This is a genomic window from Vulcaniibacterium tengchongense, assembly GCF_003814555.1.
GTDB lineage: Bacteria > Pseudomonadota > Gammaproteobacteria > Xanthomonadales > Xanthomonadaceae > Vulcaniibacterium > Vulcaniibacterium tengchongense.
Genome location: NZ_RKQN01000002.1, coordinates 891,761 through 909,848 on the forward strand (window position 1 = coordinate 891,761; position 18,088 = coordinate 909,848).

The window sequence follows — 18,088 nt, forward strand, 5'->3', positions numbered from 1 at the left end:
TATTGCGCTTGCGCGAGGTCGCCCGGGGCGCGGCGCGGGAACCGCGGCGCTCCGGCTGTTTCGTAGTTTTCCGATTTCCGCGCCCGCGATGCGCTCCTACCGTGGAACGGGACAACGCGAGGAGCCGACCATGTGGACCACCGATCTGATCCGGCGCTTGCTGGAAACCTTCGAAATCGCGCTGCCGGGCGTGAACGTCAGCCAGCTGAAGCTGGCCGGTCACAGCGCTGCCGAGGTGCAGGCGGGCCTGGAGTTCATGCGCACCGAGGGCCTGATCGACGTGGCCGTGGTGCACGACGTCGCCGGCAAGAAGTACACCGGCGCGGTGATCGGCCTGACCCCGCTGGGCATGTCGTTGCTGGGGCTGATGCGGGCCGGCGAAATCGGTGCGGCCATCGGCGCGGAGATGCCGGCCGCGGGAACGCGCGCGCTCGACCGCGCCGCGTGAGTCCGCCGCGCGCTCCTGCTGTTGCGGCCGCCGCGCGCGCGGAGGGCGTCAGCCGCCGCCGGCGAAGCCGTGCTGGCGCCAGGCCTCGAACACGGTCACCGCGACCGCATTGGACAGGTTGAGGCTGCGGTTGTCCGGGCGCATCGGCAGGCGCAGGCGTTGCTCCGGCGGCACCTGCTCCAGCACGTCGGCGGGCAGGCCGCGCGTCTCCGGGCCGAACAGGAACACGTCGCCGGGCTGGTAGCGCGGCGCGTCGAAGCGCGTCGTGCCGCGCGTGCTCAGCGCGAACACCCGCGGCGCGGCGCCGCGTTCGCGCGCGATCGCCGCCAGCGCCGCGTCGAGGTCGTCGTGCACCTGCAGGGTGGCGTACTCGTGGTAATCGAGGCCCGCGCGCCTGAGTTGCCGGTCCTCCAGCGCGAAGCCGAGCGGCCGCACCAGGTGCAGGCGCGCGCCGGTGTTCGCGCACAGGCGGATCACGTTGCCGGTGTTGGGCGGGATCTCGGGCTGGAACAGGATGACGTCGAACATCGCGGTCGGCGGCGGCGCGGGCGGCGCATTATCCGCCACGCGCGCGGCGCGCTCACCACGGCACCGCGCGGCCGCGCCAGTCGAGGAAGCGCCCGCTGTCGGCGACGGTCGCCGCGTCGAGCACCCGCAGCAGGCCGCGCACCGCGTCGGCCGGCGCGACCTGCGCGCCGGCACCGCCCATGTCGGTCTGCACCCAGCCGGGATGCAGCGCGAGCACGGCGACGCCGCGTTCGGCGAGCGCCCGGGCCAGCAGCGCCGTGGCCATGTTCTGCGCCGCCTTGGAGATCGCGTAGCTGGGCGTGTGGAAGCCCGCGGCGGAGGCGATCGAACCCAGCTCGGACGAGAGATTGGCCACCACCGCCCCGGACGCGAGCAACGGCGCCAGCGTCTGCGTGAGCAGGAACGGGCCGCTGGCGTTGACGCGGAGGCTGTCGTCGAGATGGGCGATCGGCACCTGGCCGAAGCGTTCGCCCGAATGCAGCACGCCGGCGTTGTTGATCAGCAGGTCGAGGCCGTCGAGCGCCAGCGGCAGCTCGCGCGCGAGCTCGGCGTGGCTCTTCGGCTCGGCCACGTCCAGCGGCAGCACGTGCAGGCGGCCCGGATGCTCGCCCGCGAGCTGGTTCAGCGCGTGCGCGCGCGCCGGCCGGCGGCAGGCGGCGACCACGCGGTCGCCGCGGGCGAGCAGCTGGCGCACGAACTCCAGGCCGATGCCGCGGTTGGCGCCGGTGACCAGGCAACGGCGCGGCGCAGGGCGGGCATTCATCGCGAACCTCCGGCAACAGGAATCCGGCGAAAGCCTAGCGCCGCGGCCGCGGCGCGCAGGTGATGCGGGACTTGTGGCCTAGTGCGGCGGCCGCCGGGCGGCGGCTAGGATGCGGGGTGCCCGGGCGGGGAAGCCCGGCGCCCCTCTCCAAAGACAGGAGTTCCGCATGAGCCCAGCGCATCGGCCGCGTGCCGCCGCCCTCGCCCTCGCCCTGGCCGCCGCGTTCGGCGGCGCCGCGTTCGCGCCGTCCCCGGCGCGGGCCGACACGAAGGCGTCCGCCGGCGTCGACATCCCGTACGAACAGTTCACCCTTCCCAACGGCCTGCGCGTGATCGTGCACACCGACCGCAAGGCGCCGATCGTCGCGGTCAATCTCTGGTACCACGTCGGCAGCAAGGACGAGCCGGCCGGGCGCACCGGCTTCGCGCACCTGTTCGAACACCTGATGTTCAACGGCTCGGAGAACCACAAGGGCGAGTTCTTCGAGCCGTTCGAGCTGGTCGGCGCCACCGACATGAACGGCACCACCAACTCCGACCGCACCAACTACTTCGAGAACGTGCCGACCACCGCGCTCGACATGGCGCTGTGGATGGAATCGGACCGCATGGGCCACCTGCTCGGCGCGATCGACCAGAAGACCCTCGACGAACAGCGCGGCGTGGTCCAGAACGAGAAGCGCCAGGGCGAGAACCAGCCCTACGGCCAGGTGTGGGACGCGCTCAACCGCGCGCTGTACCCGAAGCACCACCCGTACCACCACAGCACGATCGGCTCGATGGCCGACCTCGACGCGGCCTCGCTGGAGGACGTGAAGACCTGGTTCCGCGCCTGGTACGGCCCGAACAACGCGGTCTTGGTGCTGGCCGGCGACATCGACGTGGCCACCGCCAAGGAGAAGGTCGCCCAGTACTTCGGCGACATCCCGGCCGGGCCGAGCATGGCCCAGCCGAAGGTCGACGTCGCCCCGCTGGCGAAGGACAGCCGCCAGACCATGACCGACCAGGTGCCGCAGGCGCGCGTCTACCGCGCCTGGAACGTGGCCCAGGCCGGCACCGAGGACGCCGACCGGCTGGTGCTGCTGGCGCAGGTGCTCGGCGGCAGCAAGTCCTCGCGCCTGGACCGGCGCCTGGTGCACGAGGAGAAGCTGGTCGACAACGTCTCCGCGTTCGTCTCCACCTCGCAGCTGAGCTCGAACTTCCTGATCATGGCCGACGTCAAGCAGGGCGTGGAGCCGGCCAAGGTCGAGGCGGTCATCGACGAGGAGGTGGACCGGCTGCTGCGCGAAGGCCCGAGCCAGACCGAGCTGAAGCAGGCGCAGACGATGTTCAAGGCCGGGTTCGTGCGCGGCATCGAGCGCATCGGCGGCTTCGGCGGCAAGGCCGACGTGCTGGCCGAATGCGCGGTGTATACCGGCGATCCGGGCTGCTTCCGCGCGAGCCTCGACCACATCGCCTCCGCCAGCGCCGCCGACCTGCGCGCGGTCGGCGCGAAGTGGCTGGAAAAGGGCAGCCACACCCTGGTGGTGGTGCCCGGCCCGCGCACGCCGTTGCCGGAGGAGCCGTCGGTGACGCCGACGCCGCTGACCCTGCCGCCGGCGGATCCGAAGTACAAGACCCTGCCGAGCACGGTCGACCGCAGCCAGGGCGTGCCGCAGACCACGCGCTTCCCCGAGCTGAAGTTCCCGGCGCTGCAGCGCGCGCGGCTGAGCAACGGCACCCAGGTGATCCTGGCCGAGCGCCACGACATCCCGGTGGTGCAGTTCAGCTACGAATTCGACGGCGGCTTCCGCGCCGACCAGGGCGGCAAGCTCGGCACCTCGAGCTTCGCCATGGGCATGCTCGACGAGGGCGCCGGCGAGCTCGACGCGCTGGCGTTCGGCGACCGCGCCGAATCGCTCGGCGCCACGCTGGGCGCGGGCGCTTCGCTCGACGGCAGCCGCGCCTCGCTGTCGGCGCTGAAGGAGTCGCTGGACCCGTCGCTGGCGCTGTTCGCCAAGATGCTGCGCGAGCCGCGCTTCGAGCAGAAGGAGATCGACCGGGTCAAGGCCAGCTGGATCGCCGGCATCAAGCAGGAGAAGGCGCGCCCGAACGGCGCCGCGCTGCGCGTGCTGCCGCCGCTGCTGTACGGCGAGGGCCACCCGTACGCGATGCCGTTCAGCGGCAGCGGCACCGAGGCGTCGATCGCCGCGCTGACCCGCGAGGACCTGCTCGGCTACCACCGCCGCTGGCTGCGCCCGCAGGGCGCGACGCTGATCGTGGTCGGCGACACCACGCTCGCGGAGATCGTGCCGTTGCTGGAGAAGCATTTCGGCGACTGGACGGGCGAGGGCGGCGGCGCGGCCGCGACCACCGTGCCCGAGGTCGCGCGCCCGCAGAAGCCGCGCGTGTTCCTGATCGACCAGCCCGGCGCGATCCAGGCCAACATCTTCGCCGGCGAGCTGGTGCCGTCGACCCGGCACGCCGATGCGGTCAAGTTCGACATCGCCAACGCGGTGCTCGGCGGCGAGTTCTCCTCGCGCCTGAACATGAACCTGCGCGAGGACAAGCACTGGGCCTACGGCGCCTACAGCTTCACCTCCAACGCGCTGGGCCAGCGGCCGTGGCTGGCGTTCGCGCCGGTGCAGATCGACAGGACGGTGGAATCGCTCAAGGAGATGCGGCGCGAGATCGCCGACTACGCCAGCGGCAAGGCGCCGCCGACCGCCGCCGAGGTGGCGAAGATCCAGGCCACCGAGATCCGCGGCCTGCCCGGCGCCTACGAGACCGCGTCGGCGGTGCTGGGCACGATCGGCGGCATCGTCCGCTACGGGCGTCCCGACGACTACGTGTTCAAGCGCAAGGCCGAGATCGAGGCGCTGACGCCGGAGCAGGTCAAGCGCGCCGCGGCGACGCTGGATCCGAACGCGCTGACCTGGGTGGTCGTGGGCGACCTCGAGCGCATCGAGCAGCCGATCCGCGCGCTGGACCTCGGCGAGGTGCAGGTGCTCGACGCCGACGGCAAGCCGGCGGCGAAGCGCTAGGGCGCGCAGGGTTCGAGCCGGCGCGGCGCACCGCTCCCGCCGTCGTGGCGGGAGCGGCGACGCCGTCGCGGCGACGGATCGTCGCGCCGTGTCCGGCGCGACCGACGCGCCCGTCCGCGCGCGTCGGCGGTGGGTTCCTTGGCGCTGCGCCTGGGATGGCGCCGGCATCGCCCGCCGTTCACCCGCCGTCGTTCCCAATCGCGGGCGATGCGGCGACAATCCCGCCGTCTTCCGCTTCGACCACGAGAACCATGCGCACGACGACTTCGAGGTTGAGCCTGCTGGCCGGCATCGCGCTGTTCGCTGCCGGCTGCACCTGGGTGCCGATGAAACCGGGCGCGGCCGCGGTGCGGGTGATCGCCGCCGGCGGCGCCCCGGCCGGCTGCGAAAAGCGGGGCGAGGTGGTGGTCTCGGTCAAGGACCGGGTCGGCCTGTACCGCCGCAACCCGCTGCGCGTGCGCGAGGAACTGGAAACCCTGGCCCGCAACGAAGCGCCCGGCCTGCAGGCCGACACCGTGCAGCCGCTGGGCGAACCGGTCGCCGGCGAACAGCGCTACGCCGCCTGGCGCTGCGGCGCGGGCGGCGGGCGCGCGGCCAGCACCGGCGCCGGCGCGACGACCGGCGTGCAGACCTACCCTTTGGGCGGTTGAGCCGCAGCTTGCAGGTCCGCAGATGCTCCGAACGCCGATCCGAACGGCAGTCCTCGCCGCATTGCTGTCGTCGGCGCTGCCGGCGGCCGCCGCCGAACCGGCGCGCGCGGCCGGGCCGATGGCCGCGCCGGGGTTGCGCGACCGCCTGGTGGGCACCTGGCGGGTGGTCGCCATCGAGGACCGTCGGGATCGCGACGACCCCGGCAGCGCGTGGATCCAGCCCTATGGCCCGAATCCGCGCGGCTACATCGTCTACGACCCCACGGGCCACGTGTCGGTGCACATCATGAGGACGCCGGCGCCGGCGAGATTCGCCGATCCCGATCGTCCGAGCCCGGCCGAACTGGCCGCGATCCACGAGGGGTACGCGGGCTACTTCGGCACCTACCGCGTCGACGAAGCCCGGGGCACGGTGACCCACCACGTCGAGGGCGGTTCGCTGCCGGACTACATCGGCACCGACCAGGTCCGGCCCGTCTCCGTGTCCGGCGACCGCCTGACGATCGGCGACGGGCGGACCTGGCGCCGCGTACTCGAGCGGGTCGAGTAGCCCGCGTTCCACACGCTACCGTATGGCGGGGGGCGCCGCAAAAGCGCTAAGATCACGAGCTCTTAACGCCTCCGGTCAGCCCCCATGTTGTTCCAGCACGTCGCCATCGCCGGCCTCGCCCATATCGACGCCCCGCGCCGGCTGACCTCGGAGGAGATCCACGCCCGCCTCAAGCCCACCCTCGACCGCCTCGGCATCAAGTACAACGTGCTCGAGGAAGTCGCCGGCGTGCGCGAGCGCCGCCTGTGGGACGGCCAGGTCAAGGCCTCCGACGCCGCCACGCTGGCGGGCGTCAAGGCGCTGGCCGATGCCGGCATCGACGCCGACCGGGTCGGCCTGCTGGTCAACACCTCGGTCAGCCGCGACTACCTGGAGCCGTCGACCGCGAGCATCGTCGCCGGCAACCTGCGCCTGCCCGACACCTGCCAGAACTTCGACGTCGCCAACGCCTGCCTGGCCTTCCTCAACGGCATGGACATCGCCAGCCGCATGATCGAGCGCGGCGAGATCGACTACGCCCTGGTGGTCAACGGCGAGACCGCCGACCTGGCCTACGAGAAGACGCTCGAGCGGCTCAGCCGCCCCGACGTGACCGAAGAGCAGTTCCGCGACGAGATGGCCACGCTGACCCTCGGCAGCGGCGCCGCGGCGATGGTGCTGGCGCGCAGCGAGCTGGCCCCGGGCGCGCCCCGCTACCGCGGCAGCGTGACCCGCTCGGCCACCGAATGGAACCAGTTGTGCCGCGGCGACCTGGTGCACGACCGCATGATCGCCGACGGCCGCATGCTGATGATCGAAGGCCTCAAGCTCGGCCAGAAGACCTTCGCCGCCGCGCGCGCCGCGCTCGGCTGGGTGGTCGAGGAGCTCGACGAGTTCGTCATCCACCAGGTCAGCAAGGCCCACACCAGGGCCTTCCTGCGCGCGTTCCGGATCGACCCGAAGAAGGTCATGACCATCTTCGGCGAGCACGGCAACATCGGCCCGGCCTCGGTGCCGATCGTGCTCAGCAAGCTGCGCGAGATGGGCCGCCTGAAGAAGGGCAGCCGCATCGCCCTGCTCGGCATCGGCTCGGGCCTGAACTGCTCGATGGCCGAGGTGGTGTGGTGAGCGGCCGCGCCGCGTAGCGACCCGTCGGGTTACTGCGGCGCCGGGCAGGCCGGATCGAGCCCGGCGAAGCGGGCGCAGACCGCCTGGCGGCATTCCAGCCCCTTGGGCGTGTTGGCGCGCGGGCAACGGCGGAGCAACGCCTGCACGTCCTGCGCCGGCGCGTCGGCGGCGCGCCCGTCGCGGGCGCGGAGCTGCTGCACCAGGTCGTCCATCGCGCTGGGTTCGCTGCCGCCGCGCGCGTACGCCGGCTGCTCGATGTTCTTCAGCAAGGTGGCGAGCAGGTCCGGATCCGCGCCGGCGTTCGCCGGCGTCGCCGCGCGTCGCGGCGTCGAGGAGGAAGCCTCGCGCGTACGCGCTTGCGCGCGCGCCGCCGGCGCGGACGATGGCGGCTTGGGTGCGGTCGCGGCGGCCAGCGCCTCGGCGAAGGCGCGGTCCTCGTCGGCGGCCATCGCGCTGGATTCGCTCGTGGAGAACGGCGTCTCGTCGGGCGCGGCGTCGACGATGATCGAGGTCGCCGGCGCCCCGTGATCGGGCGCGGCCGGCGTGGCGACCGGAGAGGCCGGCGCCGGCGCGACCGGAATGGGGTCGCCTTCGCCCAGCAGCACGAAGCCGGCCACGATCAGGCCCAGCGCGGCAAGCGCCGCCGCGCCGGCCAGCAGCGGGAACTTGCGAGTGCGCGGAGCGGCCGGCGGCGGCGCCTCTTTGCGGCCTTCCATGCCTGCTAGAATCCGTGCCGGGGCGGGCCCCGATACGGGTGCAGGGGTGTTGGAAAGCAGGCTGGGGCGGTTGGGTTTGGCCTCTTGCCGATCCACGTGGACTCCTTTCCAGCTCCGGAAAAGGCCGGATTCAGGCTCGTTGCATTCTAGCCGACGAGGTCGGACCGTCAACGCGACGCGTTGCGCGGCCGACGTCGTCGCTCCACGGACAGGTCCCGCGTGCTCGCGATCGGCGTAGCGATCTTCTTCCTCCTGGCCGGGCTCGCCGCCTGGCTGGCGCTGTTTCCGGAGGCGCGCGACGCCTGCGCGGCGTTGCTGGGGCGTTTCTCGCGCCGCCTGGCCGCGGGCGCGGCGCGGCTCGGCGAGCGCGTTTCCTCGCGCGGCGCCGATTCCGGGCAGCGGCTTCGCGCCGGCACGAACTCGCTGTTGCGGCGGCTGCAGCGCAACCGCTGGCCGCTGCTCGCCGCGGTGGCGGTGCTGGCGGTGCCGCCGCTGCTCATCCTGCAGTTGCGGCAGCGGCCCCAACTCGAGTTGTTCGACGACGCGGTCGTCGACCCGGCGCAGTCGCAGGTGCTGGCGCTGCTGCGCGGCGAGCGGCTGGTGCCGCCGCCCGACCTGCCGCCGGAGATCTTTATCGCCGCCGAGGCCACGCTGCTGAAGATGGGGCCGGCGGCGATCGTGCCGGAGAAGATCGTCACCGCCGACCGCCGCTGGGAGCGGATCCAGCCCGATTTCCAGCAGCGCGTGCTGGCGGTGTACCAGGTCATGCGCGAGCAGTACGGCATCGAGATGGCGCTGGTCGAGGGGTATCGAAGCCCCGAACGCCAGGCGGAACTCGCCCGCGCCGGCAAGGCCACGCGCGCGGGCGCGGGGCTGAGCTGCCACCAGTACGGCTTGGCCGTCGACAGCGCGCCGCTGCGCGACGGCAAGCTGCAATGGGACATGTCCGATCCCTGGACCCGCAACGCCTACTTCCTCTACGGACGCCTCGCCCAGGAGGCCGGCCTGGAATGGGGCGGCAGCTGGCGCAGCCTCAAGGACTACGTGCACCTGGAGGCCAAATCCGCCTGCCGCGCCGCGATCCGCGCGGCGCGGGCGGGGTGATAAAGCCCGGAGAGTCTTGGTATCTTCCTCGCCTGCACAAGGAGGCTCCGCTCGCCCCGCACGAGTGACAAGGAGTGCGTCGATGTCCCAATCCCCATCGTCCGCAGCGACACGACCGGCCCTGCCGCCGTCGCGGCCGGCCGCGCGCCCGAGGGCGGCGGCGAGTCGCCCGCGCGGGCCGACGACGGGGCGGCTCGCCTTCGCTGCGCGGGCCTTCGGCGCGGCTCAGGCGAGGGCCGCGGACCGGCGCCGGTGCCGCGCGCGCGGGCCGGTACCCGATGTCGCCGCCGGACGCGGCGGGCGGGCCGACCCGGTCGCGAAGCGGGCGCCCGGCGGGCCGGCGGCCCGGGCGCGCGCGCCGCACGCTCCCGCAGGCCGCGGCGGCCGCCGGAATGCCCGCACGAACCGCCTGGGACACCATGCGCAGCGCTGAAGTCCGCGCCCCTCGACCTGCCCGCCCGTGGCCCTGGTGGAAGCGGCTGCTGTCGTGGTGCCTGGTCTGCGTGCTGGCCTGGGTGGCCGTGGTCTTCGTCTGGCAGACGGCAGGGGCCAATCCCGACGCCGGGGACCTGCTGCTGTGGTTGCTTGCGTTTCCGGTGGCGCTGATCGCGGGCTTCTATCTGCTGCGGGCCGGCCTGCGCCGCGGGCTTCGCCGCGGCGCCCGCGTCGCCGCCGGATCGGGCCTCGCCGCGGAAACGGCCGGCGGCGAGGCCGCGCCCGCGCCCGGTTACCGGCTGCAGCTGCGCGCGCAGGCGGTATGGTCGCGGGCCGGCGCGAGCGCGGAGGAGGCCTTGCAGAACCTGCGCGCCGCGCCGCGGCCCGGATTGCACCCGAGCCTCAAGGACCAGCACGGCCTGCCGGTGTTCGCCGCGCCCGTCGACGACGTCGCGACGGAGGCGGTGGTCGCTTCGCTGCAGGCGCTCGCGCCGGAAGAGCCGGTCGAGCACTGGGACGAGGAAGCCAAGCGCGCGCTCGCGCTGCTGGAACCGGTCGCCGAAGAACTGCTGCGGGCCGACCTGGCCATGCAACCCGCCGCTGCCGCGCCGGCGCAGGACCCGGACGCGCTGCCCGCGTACGTCTACGCGCATTCGCGTTCGGTGCGCGCCGCGCCGCAGGCCGCGCGGCCGGTGCTGCACGCGCACCTGCTGCTGCCGGCGCGCTGGCCGGCGCGCGTGCGCGAGATCGCGATCGACTGGCTGCGCCGTCTCGCCCACGGGCTGGGCTACGACGATGCTGCGATCGAATGGGTTTCGCTGCCGCTGGCGCAGCCGCGCGAGGCGTGGCGCCTGATCGAGCAAATCGGCCAGGAGCACAAGCGGCTGCCGGCCGGAGACCGCTTCCTGCTGCTGGCGGCGGATTCCTCGGTCGGCGCGCGCGCGATCGAGGAGCTCGACCTCGCCGGCCGCCTGTTCTCGGCGACCCGGCCCGAAGGGCGGATCCCGGGCGAGGCGGCGGCGGGCGTGCTGCTGGCGGCCGCGACCGACGCCGACGCCGACGCCGACGCCGACGCCGACGCCGACGCCGACGCGGACGCGGACGCGGACGCGGACGCAGCCGATGCCGCGCCGCTGCTGCTGCACCGGCCGATCGTCGAGAGCGCCGCGCGCGACGGCCGCAGCCGCGCCGCGATCCGCGAGGCAGCCGCGGTATGCGAACGCGCGCTGGGCGTCTCGGGCTGGGGCGCCGACGCGGTCCGCGCGCTGGTCAGCGATGCCGACCCGCGGCCGAGCCGCTCGGTGGAGGCCGCCGGCGCGCTCGCGGCGCAGTTCCCCGAGCTCGAACCGGACCTGCACGGCCTGCATTTCGGCATGGTCTGCGGCGACGTCGGCATCGCCGCCCCCCTGGCGCTGCTGGCGCTCGCGGCCGCGCAGGCGCAGCGGGACCGCGCCCCGGTCCTGGCGCTGGCCGTCGGCGAGGACGCCGTGCGCGCGAGCTTGGCCGTGACACCTTCCATCGCCCCGCCGGCGGTCGCGGACGCGACCGCCGCGGCCGCCCAACCGATCAGGACGTAGCGTTTCGATGAGCAGGCTCAGATATTGGTTGACGGACTACCGCGTGGTCACCGCGATCGGCGTGATCGCGGCGGCCGCCCTGGTGTACTTCGGCGCCGACAGGCTCACCAGCATCGGCGCCTGGATCGTGGCCGTCGCGCTGCTGGGCCTGGTGGTCTGGGCGGGCGTCTGGCTGGTGCGGCGGCTCCTGGCCACGCGCGCGGCCCGGCGCCTGGACGCGATGGTCGCGCAGCAGGCGGAGCAGGCGGTGGCCGCCGCCAAGCCGGCGGCGCGCGCCGACGTCGAGGTCCTGCGCGACCGCATGCAGGAAGCGGTCAAGGCGATCAAGAGCTCCAAGCTCGGCCTGATGAAGGGCAACGCGGCGCTCTACGAACTGCCTTGGTACGTGATCATCGGCAATCCCGCCGCGGGCAAGAGCACGGCGATCCTCAACTCCGGGCTGCGCTTCCCGTTCGAGGACAACCGCAGCAACGTCATCCACGGCCTCGGCGGCACCCGCAACTGCGACTGGTACTTCACCACCGAAGGCATCGTCCTGGACACCGCCGGCCGCTACACGGTCAGCACCGAAGACCGGCTGGAGTGGCTGACCTTCCTCGATCTGCTCAAGAAGCACCGCCCGCGCGCGCCGATCAACGGCATCATCATCGCCGCCAGCATCGCCGAGCTGTCGGGCAGCAAGCCGGAGTTCGCGATCGAGCTGGCCAAGAACCTGCGCCAGCGCGTGCAGGAACTGACCGAGCGGCTGGAGGTGTTCGCCCCGGTCTACGTGATGTTCACCAAGGCCGACCTGATCGCCGGCTTCGCCGAGTTCTTCCGCGGCCTCGACCCGTCCGAGCGCGAGAACGCGTGGGGCGCGACCCTGCCGTACGACCCGAAGGGCGAGACCGACGCGCTGGCCGCGTTCGACAAGCACTTCGACGAGCTCGGCGAAGGGCTGAAGGAGATGAGCCTGGCGCAGATGGCGATGCAGCGCGGCCGCGAACCCTCGCCGGGCCTGCTGACGCTGCCGCTGGAATTCGCCGCGATCAAGCCGGCGCTGCGCACGTTCATCGCCACGCTGTTCGAGGAGAACCCGTACCAGTTCAAGCCGGTGTTCCGCGGCTTCTACTTCACCAGCGCGCTGCAGGAAGGCATCTCGGTGCAGCATGCGTCCGAACGCGTCGCGCGCCAGTTCGCGCTGCAGCCCCGCGGCGCGGCGGCGGAGCGCGCGCCGGTGTCGGAGAGCAGCCATTTCCTGCTCGGCCTGTTCCGCAAGGTGATCTTCGCCGACAAGCAACTGGTCCGGCAGTACTCGAGCCCGACCCGCAATCGCCTGCGCTACGCGGTGTTCTTCGCCTCGGTGGCGGCGCTGGCGATCGCCCTGGCCGGCTGGACCTGGTCCTACACCAGCAACCGGCAGCTGGTCGCCAACGTTTCGGCCGACCTGGACAAGGCCATCCAGCTGCAGAAGAACCAGGTCGACCTGCAATCGCGGATCAAGGCGCTGCTGGTCCTGCAGGATCGCCTGGAGCAGCTCGACCGCTACCGGGAGGAGCATCCGGTCGGCATGGGGCTAGGCCTGTACCAGGGCGAGCGGATCGAGCGCAAGCTGCGCGAGGAGTACTTCCACGGCATGCGCCAGCTGATGCTGGCACCGGTCACCGCCAAGCTCGAGGACTACCTGAGCCAGGTGGTCGCGCGGCGGAGCGAGCTGAAGCAGCCGCCGATCGCCGGCGCCGAGGCCGGCGCGAACCCCGCCGCCGACGCGCCGCCGGCGCAATCCGCGGCCACCCTGTACCAGGAGGCGTCGCCGACCGACGCCAACGACGCCTACGCCGCGCTGAAGACCTATCTGATGCTGGCCGACCGCGGCAAGGCCGAAGCCAGCCACCTGACCGACCAGCTGACCCGCTTCTGGCGCGGCTGGCTGGAGGACAACCGCGGCAACATGCCGCGCGAGGAGATGGCGCGCGCCGCCGAACGGCTGATGACCTACTACGTCGGCCAGACGGCGCAGCCGGAATGGCCGCAGATCGATCCCAAGTTCAGCCTGGTCGACGACAGCCGCCAGGCGCTCAAGCAGGTGATGAAGGGCACGCCGGCGCGCGACCGCGTCTACGCGCAGATCAAGCAGCGCGCGGCGACCCGCTACGCGCCGATCACCGTGGCCAGCCTCTTGGGCGAGGACAAGGGCAGCACGCTGGTGCAGGGCAGCTACGCCATCAGCGGCGCGTTCTCGCAGGCGGCGTGGAAGGGCTACGTGGAGGATGCGATCAAGGAGGCCGCCAACACCCAGCTGAGCACCACCGACTGGGTGCTCGAGCAGACGGTGCAGAGCGACCTCACCCTGGTCGGCAGCCCCGAGCACATCGGCCAGGAACTGCGCGCGATGTACAAGGCCGAGTACGCGCGCGAGTGGCGCAAGTTCCTGCAGGGCGTGACCGTCGCCGAGTTCGGCACCTTCGACCAGGCGGTGGAGCGGATGAACGTGCTCGGCGACCCGGCCGGCTCGCCGCTGCGCAAGCTGCTCGAGGCGGTCAACCGCGAGACGGTCTGGGACAACCCGGCCGCGGCGAACAGGCTGCTCGGGCAGGCCAAGAGCGGCCTGGTCGAATGGTTCAAGCGCGTGGTGATGCGGCGCAATCCGACCTCGATCCCGATGCAGATCAACCCGGCCACGGGCAAGGAAGAGCCGGTGCCGATGGGCCCGATCGGCAAGGAGTTCGAGGGCCTGGCCCGGCTGCTGGCGCCGCGCGACGGCGCCCCGCCGCTGCTGGACGGTTATTTCGAGGCGCTGGGCAAGCTGCGCACCCGGCTCAACGCGATCAAGACCCAGGGCGACCCGGGTCCGGGCGCGCGCAAGCTGATGCAGGAGACGCTGGACGGCAGCGGCTCCGAGCTCGCCGAGGCGCAGCGGCTGATCGACGAGCAGATGCTCAACGGCCTCAACGACGCGCAGCGCCAGGCGCTGCGTCCGCTGCTGGTGCGGCCGCTGATCCAGAGCTATGCCGCGCTGGTGCGCCCGGCCGAGGGCGAGATCAACCGCACCTGGCAGGCCCAGGTGTACGAACCTTTCCAGAGCACGCTGGCGCAGAAGTATCCGTTCAACACCGGGGCTTCCGTGGAGGCGGCGCAGAGCGACATCGACCAGATCTTCGGGCCGAGCGGGGCGATCGCGAAGTTCGGCAACGAGGCGCTGGGCAGCCTGGTGATCCGCCGCGGCAACACCATCACGCCGCAGCGCTGGGCCGAGCTGGGCGTGAGCCTGCGTCCGGAGCTGATGAACAACTACGCCGCCTGGGTCGGCGGCGGCAGCGGCGCCGCCGGCGGCAGCGGCATGATCTTCGAGATCCTGCCCGCCGCGGCGACCGGGCGCGAGTACACGATCACCATCGACGGCCAGCAGCTGCGCTATCGCAACACGCCGCCGCAATGGACGACGTTCCAGTACCCGGGCCCGCAGGGCGCGCCCGGCGTGCGCGTCGAGGCGGTCACCGCCGACGGCCGTACCGTCGAGGTGTTCAGCGCGCCGGGCCGCAACGGCATGTCGCGGCTGTACAGCGCCGCCGAGCGGCGCTCGGTGGGCGAAGGGCACTTCCAGCTGACCTTGCGCAAGGACGATGTGGAAGTCGGCTTCGAGCTGCGCATCGTCAGCGCGCCGCAATCCAACGCCAGCCAGGGCAATGGGCTGCGCGGCCTGAAGCTGCCCGAGGTCGTGGCCGGCCCCGCGCCGACGCCGCCGGCGGCGCAGGTGGGGGCCGCGGTCGCGGATGCCGGCGCCTCCGCGACCGCGGGAGGAGACCTCTGATGCTCGCCAACGGAGCCCTGCCGGTCAGCTACTTCGGCAAGCTGCCGTCGCGGGGCGATTTCGTCCGCACCGCCGACAACCACCAGCTGATGCTGCTGCTGGACCGGTGGGCCGGCAGCGGCGTGGAGCTGCTCGCGCGCGACCCCGGCTGGAAGCAGCTGTACGACAACGCGCCGCCGCTGCATTTCGCCTTCCTCGGCTCGCGCAGCCGGCTGGCGATCGGCGGCCACCTCCTGCCCAGCCGCGACGCCACCGAGCGCCGGTTCCCGTTCCTCGCTGCGACCCGCCTGGAGGTGTCGCAGCCGTTGGCGTTCATCGCGCGCAGCCCGCTCGCGCTGGCGCGGCTCTGGACCAGCCTGGCGCGGCTGAGCCGGCAGGCGGTGCAGGCCGAGGACGCCGGCGAACCGCTGCGCGAGCTGGCCGACAACCGCATCGCGGTCAATGCCGACCCGGCGGTGTACGAAGCGCCGTTCGCCGACTTCCTCGACATGCAGGACGTCGCCTCGCTGCAGGCACTGCTGCGCGAGTCGGGGCACGCGCAACTGCAGCTGCGCTGGACGCTGCCGGCGCTCGGGTTGCTGCTGCAGCCGCTGCTCGCCGGCGCGGCCGGCCAGATCGACAAAGGCCTGGCCCTGCCGCTGCCGCGCGATCCGCTGTACCGGCCGCTGGTGGCGGCGTTCTGGCTCGACCTCCTGGCCGGGTTCACCGCGCGCGCCGATTTCGAGATCGCCATCCTGATCAAGGAAGGCGCATCGCACGCGCCGCCGGAGCTGATCGTCGGCTTCAACGGCGCCGACGGGCGCACCTTGCAGGCGGCGCTCGATCCGCAGGTCGCCGCCGAGCACATCATCCGCGTGGACGAGGCCGACTGGGTCGAGGAGCAGGTCGCCGGCGACTACGCGCTCAACAAGCTGGTCAGCTACCTCGAGCGCGACGAACTGTCGCTGCGCACGGCTCGTGCCGCGTTCGGCGAAACCTTCCTGGGAACGTGAACATGCTTCGCTCCGCATTCCGCAACACATCGCGCCTGCGCCTGCTGCCTGCGGTCCTGCTGGCGCTCGCGGCCGCGTCGGCGCAGGCCCAGACCGCCGCGCCGCCGGCGCCGAAACCGGTGATCGCCTCGGGCACGGTGCCCGACGAGGCGACCAAGGCCGCGGTGGTCGCGCGCCTGCGCGAGCTGTACGGCGCCGAGCGCGTGGTCGACCGGATCGAGGTCGACGCGAACGTGGTCGCGCCGCCGAACTGGCGCCGGCACGTCACCACCATGCTGACGCCGTCGCTGCAGCAGGTGTCCGGCGGCCGCGTCGACATCAGCGGCAATTCCGTGCGCATCGCCGGCGAAGTGGCCAACGAGGCGCAGCGCCAGCAGGTGGTCAGCGACATGGTCACCGCGCTGAACAATCCCACCTACGGCTTCACCAATGCGCTGCGCAGCGGCGGCGCGAAGCAGAAGGTGCTCGACGCCGCGCTCGCCAACCGCATCATCGAGTTCGAGAGCGGCAGCGCCACGCTGACGCCGCGCGGCCAGGCGATCCTCGACGAGATGGCGGCGGCGATGCGCCAGATCGGCAATGCGCGGGTCTTGATCGTCGGCCACACCGATGCGGTCGGCCGACGCGAGGCGAACATCGAACTGAGCATGGCGCGGGCGATGGCGGTCCGGGCCTATCTCGAGCGGCAAGGCATTTCGCCCGGCAACCTGAGCGTGCAAGGCCTGGGGCCGGATCAGCCGGTGGCGGACAACGCCACGCCGGAGGGGCGGGCGCGCAACCGGCGCATCGAATTCCGGGTGCTGTAGCGGCGATCGCCGGCGCGCCCGAAGGCGCGCATCGGCCGCGCCGGCGGGGCGTCAGTATTCGCTCGGCGCGTTGTCGCCGGTGTCGAGCAGTTCCTCGATCTGGCTCAGCGTGGTGTCGTCCTTGATCACCCGCCGCAGCCAGATGTGCAACGGCATCTCGCCCCAGCGCGCCGCTTTCTCGGCGAGATAGGCGACCGGGCTGTGCGGTTCGGTGCGGCGGAAGAACTCCGCCACCCGGCGCAGCTGCGCGATCGCCTCCCTGCGGGTCTCGATCGCCCCGAAGCCGCCGCCGGCGGGCGCGGCGGCCGCGGCAACGGCGGGCGGGTCGGCGGGCGTGGGTTCGGCGTAGCCGTCGACCAGCACGCCGGCCTCGCGGGCGAAGCGGCGCGCGGTGTCGGCGACGCGTTCGAGCTGGTCGCGCACGCCGGCGAAGCTGGGGCCTTCGTGGCCGAGCCGCGCATCCACCGATTGCTCCAGCGCCTGCAGCGCCTCGCGGCACTCGGGAAGCGCTTCGATCAGGCGCAGGTAGAACTCGTGAGACGTCGCCCGGCGGGCGGCGTCCAGCGTGGCGACCGCATCGGCGTCGCGGCGCGCGTGGATCGCCTCGATCTCGGCCAGGCCGTAGCGCCCTTGCGGCGCCTGCACCAGCGGCAACTGGCGCAGCCATTGCGCGGACTGGTCGAGCAGCCAGCGCAGGCTGCCCACGCGCTGCTCGTAGTCGCCGTCCTCGGGCTGGGGATGGATGTCCTCCCAGTAGCGGTCGCACAGTGCGGCGACCAAGCGATAGCCCTGGGCCAGGCCGGCGAAGCCCTGGAGTTGCGTCTGCGCCTCGGCCCACCAGGCCGCCAGGCGCAGGTCCTTGCTGCGCTGCTGCAGCAGCTTGCCGGATTGGCCGGCCACGGCGGGCCAATCGGAGGACTTGAGCTCGGTGATCCACTCCCCCTGTTCGAGGGTGGGGTCGTCGGCGCGGCGCGCTTCCTGGATCGCGTCGAACTCGACCGAGAACGACAGGTCCTCGCCGCAGGGGGCGGCATCCGAGACGGGCGCCAACAGGGCATCCAGGTCCAGCATGGCAGTCCATTGAGGTCGGGTGAGGGGGATTCTAACCAGAGCGGGGCTGACGCGGGCGGTCATTCCGCGCCCAATCGCGGCAACCGGCAAGGAAGTTCTGGTACCTTTTGCGGGCGCATGGGTCGGCCCCGACGAAGGCGCCGGGCGGCCGCGCCGCCGCGGCGCTCTTGCGTTCGCTTTCAAGGAGGACAGGCGTGAGCTCGTTGCAGTCAACGCAGGGATTGCTGGCCGCGCTGGCCCGTTACGCAGGCGCGGACCGTCTGTACCGCCTGGAGCTGGGCGAGCGCAGCGACGAACTGGTCGTGGAGCGGTGGCAGGGCCGGGAATCGCTGTCGCCGTCGACGGCGGACGGGGGCTACGAATGGTGGGTGGATGCGCTTTCCACCGACGCGCATCTGGACCTGGAGGGGTACCTCGGGCAGCGTGCGAGGCTGTGGACGCGGCTGGCCGGGGGCGGCGTCGCGAGCCGCAGCGGCCTGGTGCGCGAAGCCGCCTGCCTGGGCAGCGACGGCAGCCTGGCGCGCTACCG

The 18,088-nt window shown here is 72.6% G+C and carries 13 protein-coding genes and 2 pseudogenes; 11 read left to right on the forward strand and 4 right to left on the reverse strand.

Features of this window, described 5'->3' with window-relative positions; genetic code table 11:
* The first annotated feature begins 130 nt into the window (after positions 1 to 130).
* Entirely contained in the window at positions 131 to 448 is a 318-nt protein-coding gene (locus EDC50_RS10360) for a hypothetical protein (RefSeq protein WP_123770380.1), read from the forward strand.
* A 48-nt stretch (positions 449 to 496) separates the two neighbouring features.
* Here the strand turns inward: EDC50_RS10360 and EDC50_RS10365 are convergent, their stop codons facing one another.
* Entirely contained in the window at positions 497 to 976 is a 480-nt protein-coding gene (locus tag EDC50_RS10365) for a tRNA (cytidine(34)-2'-O)-methyltransferase (protein WP_123770381.1), read from the reverse strand.
* 52 nt (positions 977 to 1,028) lie between these two features.
* Complete coding sequence (locus tag EDC50_RS10370; RefSeq protein WP_123770382.1) at positions 1,029 to 1,739, reverse strand: SDR family oxidoreductase; 711 nt, start codon at positions 1,737 to 1,739, stop codon at positions 1,029 to 1,031.
* Between the two features lie 166 nt (positions 1,740 to 1,905).
* On the opposite strand from EDC50_RS10370, the gene EDC50_RS10375 reads away from it, so the two are divergent.
* The 4 genes and pseudogenes from EDC50_RS10375 to EDC50_RS10390 all read left to right on the forward strand — a co-directional run bounded on the left by EDC50_RS10375 (position 1,906) and on the right by EDC50_RS10390 (position 7,068).
* The gene (locus tag EDC50_RS10375) at positions 1,906 to 4,761 is read left to right on the forward strand and encodes a M16 family metallopeptidase (protein WP_123770383.1); all 2,856 of its coding nucleotides are present in this window, start codon (positions 1,906 to 1,908) and stop codon (positions 4,759 to 4,761) included.
* Between the two features lie 251 nt (positions 4,762 to 5,012).
* Positions 5,013 to 5,333: pseudogene (locus tag EDC50_RS10380) on the forward strand (DUF4156 domain-containing protein); the annotation flags it as partial.
* A gap of 100 nt (positions 5,334 to 5,433) precedes the next feature.
* Positions 5,434 to 5,961: a lipocalin-like domain-containing protein gene (locus EDC50_RS10385; RefSeq protein WP_123770385.1), complete on the forward strand. Its 528-nt coding sequence runs from the start codon at positions 5,434 to 5,436 to the stop codon at positions 5,959 to 5,961.
* A gap of 84 nt (positions 5,962 to 6,045) precedes the next feature.
* Positions 6,046 to 7,068, forward strand: a complete 1,023-nt coding sequence (locus EDC50_RS10390; protein ID WP_123770386.1) for a 3-oxoacyl-ACP synthase III — start codon at positions 6,046 to 6,048, stop codon at positions 7,066 to 7,068.
* A gap of 29 nt (positions 7,069 to 7,097) precedes the next feature.
* Here EDC50_RS10390 and EDC50_RS10395 read toward each other — a convergent pair whose 3' ends face one another.
* Positions 7,098 to 7,784, reverse strand: a complete 687-nt coding sequence (locus tag EDC50_RS10395; RefSeq protein WP_123770387.1) for a hypothetical protein — start codon at positions 7,782 to 7,784, stop codon at positions 7,098 to 7,100.
* A gap of 219 nt (positions 7,785 to 8,003) precedes the next feature.
* Between EDC50_RS10395 and EDC50_RS10400 the strand changes: the two genes are divergently transcribed.
* From EDC50_RS10400 to EDC50_RS10420, 5 genes are all read left to right on the forward strand, one after another.
* On the forward strand, positions 8,004 to 8,888 hold the full coding sequence (locus EDC50_RS10400; protein WP_123770388.1) for a M15 family metallopeptidase: 885 nt from the start codon (positions 8,004 to 8,006) through the stop codon (positions 8,886 to 8,888).
* A gap of 392 nt (positions 8,889 to 9,280) precedes the next feature.
* Complete coding sequence (locus tag EDC50_RS10405; RefSeq protein WP_123770389.1) at positions 9,281 to 10,900, forward strand: hypothetical protein; 1,620 nt, start codon at positions 9,281 to 9,283, stop codon at positions 10,898 to 10,900.
* Between the two features lie 7 nt (positions 10,901 to 10,907).
* Entirely contained in the window at positions 10,908 to 14,690 is a 3,783-nt protein-coding gene (gene tssM, locus EDC50_RS10410) for a type VI secretion system membrane subunit TssM (RefSeq protein ID WP_123770390.1), read from the forward strand.
* A complete protein-coding gene (gene tagF, locus EDC50_RS10415) occupies positions 14,690 to 15,682 on the forward strand; it encodes a type VI secretion system-associated protein TagF (RefSeq protein WP_123770391.1) in 993 nt (330 codons plus the stop codon). Before tssM ends, tagF begins: the two co-directional genes overlap by 1 nt.
* Before the next feature lie 2 nt (positions 15,683 to 15,684).
* Entirely contained in the window at positions 15,685 to 16,488 is an 804-nt protein-coding gene (locus EDC50_RS10420) for an OmpA family protein (protein WP_123770392.1), read from the forward strand.
* 51 nt (positions 16,489 to 16,539) lie between these two features.
* Here the strand turns inward: EDC50_RS10420 and tssA are convergent, their stop codons facing one another.
* A complete protein-coding gene (gene tssA / locus EDC50_RS10425) occupies positions 16,540 to 17,559 on the reverse strand; it encodes a type VI secretion system protein TssA (protein ID WP_123770393.1) in 1,020 nt (339 codons plus the stop codon).
* A gap of 194 nt (positions 17,560 to 17,753) precedes the next feature.
* On the opposite strand from tssA, the pseudogene EDC50_RS10430 reads away from it, so the two are divergent.
* Positions 17,754 to 18,088 (forward strand): annotated as a pseudogene (locus EDC50_RS10430) (contractile injection system protein, VgrG/Pvc8 family); the annotation flags it as partial.

What these genes read in the sequence shown, in the direction of transcription:
- EDC50_RS10420 (WP_123770392.1), top strand. Translation starts at nt 15,685, where the DNA reads ATGCTTCGCTCCGCATTCCGCAACACATCGCGCCTGCGCCTGCTGCCT.
- tagF (WP_123770391.1), top strand. Translation starts at nt 14,690, where the DNA reads ATGCTCGCCAACGGAGCCCTGCCGGTCAGCTACTTCGGCAAGCTGCCG.
- EDC50_RS10365 (WP_123770381.1), bottom strand. Translation starts at nt 976, where the DNA reads ATGTTCGACGTCATCCTGTTCCAGCCCGAGATCCCGCCCAACACCGGC.
- EDC50_RS10405 (WP_123770389.1), top strand. Translation starts at nt 9,281, where the DNA reads ATGCCCGCACGAACCGCCTGGGACACCATGCGCAGCGCTGAAGTCCGC.
- EDC50_RS10385 (WP_123770385.1), top strand. Translation starts at nt 5,434, where the DNA reads ATGCTCCGAACGCCGATCCGAACGGCAGTCCTCGCCGCATTGCTGTCG.
- EDC50_RS10395 (WP_123770387.1), bottom strand. Translation starts at nt 7,784, where the DNA reads ATGGAAGGCCGCAAAGAGGCGCCGCCGCCGGCCGCTCCGCGCACTCGC.
- tssM (WP_123770390.1), top strand. Translation starts at nt 10,908, where the DNA reads ATGAGCAGGCTCAGATATTGGTTGACGGACTACCGCGTGGTCACCGCG.
- tssA (WP_123770393.1), bottom strand. Translation starts at nt 17,559, where the DNA reads ATGCTGGACCTGGATGCCCTGTTGGCGCCCGTCTCGGATGCCGCCCCC.
- EDC50_RS10375 (WP_123770383.1), top strand. Translation starts at nt 1,906, where the DNA reads ATGAGCCCAGCGCATCGGCCGCGTGCCGCCGCCCTCGCCCTCGCCCTG.
- EDC50_RS10360 (WP_123770380.1), top strand. Translation starts at nt 131, where the DNA reads ATGTGGACCACCGATCTGATCCGGCGCTTGCTGGAAACCTTCGAAATC.
- EDC50_RS10370 (WP_123770382.1), bottom strand. Translation starts at nt 1,739, where the DNA reads ATGAATGCCCGCCCTGCGCCGCGCCGTTGCCTGGTCACCGGCGCCAAC.
- EDC50_RS10390 (WP_123770386.1), top strand. Translation starts at nt 6,046, where the DNA reads ATGTTGTTCCAGCACGTCGCCATCGCCGGCCTCGCCCATATCGACGCC.